Below are 1619 nucleotides of genomic sequence, written 5' to 3'. Positions count from 1 at the left end.
CTGACACACTTGAAAGCTTATTTGATTAACATTCTTCAACTCTACTTGAGTGTTTACACATAATTATTGACAGTATCAGCATTGATTTAGCATAAATTGTCTTTAGAATAAATGAAAAGGCAACACTTTTCAAGGTATTGTCTCCTTAATTGAGTTTTAGATGGATGTCGGTTAATCCGTTCATAATAACTTGATTCAGGAACATCAAGGAGTTGACAGCTTAGTCTGACATTGAGTGCTAAAGTTTGTATAGTTTGAGCCATATCCGCAGCACTCACTTCTTTTTCTCGGCGAATATGGTCAATACTTTTTTTAAGATGTCTCGTTCTTCCTTAACTTTAGCCAGTTGTCTTTTTAATTCTAGAAAATCAGCTTTAGAGACGGAGCTTTCATTAGATTTAGAGTAGAGGTCTATCCATTTATAAATTGTTGCAGGGGCCACGTCGTATTCTTTAGACAGCTGGGTGACGGATTGACCAGAGTGATAGAAGGCGATAAGGATTTCTTTAAATTCTTTTGAGTATCGTTTTTTCATGTTTTTGTCCTTTGTCTAAATTATACAATAGTGACTCTAAGATTTAAGGATAACATCGGTTAGTGATGATGTCAAAATATTACAGGTTTTAGAATATAAGGAAACTAGAACTAACTTCCTTCAAACATCGTATACTATGTTGGATAAGTTAACTGAGTTATTTCAAATTAGATGAAATATAGTCAAATTTCGAACAAAATAAAAAGCCGTCAAGGGCTAGTTTTAAAGCTTTTTCAAGAAATATGAAATCAAAACCTGATAAACCAGGTCTTACGAAAAAAGGTAGAGAAAAAGGTAGAGTTTGAATTGAAATATAGTGCAATATACTACATTTGATAAAAAGAAAAAACGCTTAAAATCAGCGTTTTTCTTATGTATTGATTCGTATTGAATGCTTATTTCACTTCAGTAAGAGTGTAATATTATAATCTAAAACCTTATTAAATCAGGGTTTCTAATGGTTTTAAGTAAAAAGGTAGAGTTACGGGGATCTTGTAATTTCATTTATTTTGTTTTAATAGATGTATTTTACTTTTAACAAAAAAAGATTGAGCTAACCCAATCTAGTTTAAATATTTTCTGATTAATTTTAGTTCTTGTTGATGCATCATGAGTTTAGGTACCAATTGTAAAGCAGTAAATTATTAACAGAAAATGTCCTTCAGGAATATTTCTGAAGGACATTTTGTTATTCTATCTCTAGTCTCATATAATCAATTGATTGATATTTATTTTCTCTATTTAAAAAGGCTTTAGGGTTTTCACCATATTTTATGAAATTGTATTTTTTATACAATGATATTGCACTAGTATTATTGGACACTACTTGAAGTTCTAATTGTTTGTATTGTGCTTCTTTACCCAACTCTATTATTGTAGAAAATAAGATATTGCCAATTGCAAGACCCCAATATTCTTTTAAAATTGAAAGACCAATTACACCTCTATGTTTTTCCTTATCTTTTAGACTAACCGAATTGAGGCTAGCACTTCCAATAATTTTATTATCAATTACTATTGTCTACAATAGCGCTAGAAAACAAAACCTCTGATATCTTCAATTCAGACATCAGAGGCACTCACT

The 1619-nt window shown here is 30.5% G+C and carries 1 protein-coding gene and 1 pseudogene; both read right to left on the bottom strand.

Annotated elements, in window-relative coordinates:
• Window positions 1-131 precede the first annotated feature (131 nt).
• Window positions 132-535, bottom strand: a pseudogene (locus ACPC58_RS11590) (transposase); the annotation flags it as partial.
• A gap of 688 nt (window positions 536-1223) precedes the next feature.
• A complete protein-coding gene (locus tag ACPC58_RS11585) occupies window positions 1224-1547 on the bottom strand; it encodes a GNAT family N-acetyltransferase (protein ID WP_434066029.1) in 324 nt (107 codons plus the stop codon).
• Window positions 1548-1619 lie beyond the last annotated feature (72 nt).

Source organism: Streptococcus sp. VTCC 12905, from assembly GCF_049893385.1.
Taxonomy (GTDB): Bacteria; Bacillota; Bacilli; order Lactobacillales; family Streptococcaceae; genus Streptococcus; species Streptococcus suis_AA.
Note: the sequence above shows the minus strand (reverse complement) of the source record. Positions and strands in the feature narration are given on the sequence as shown.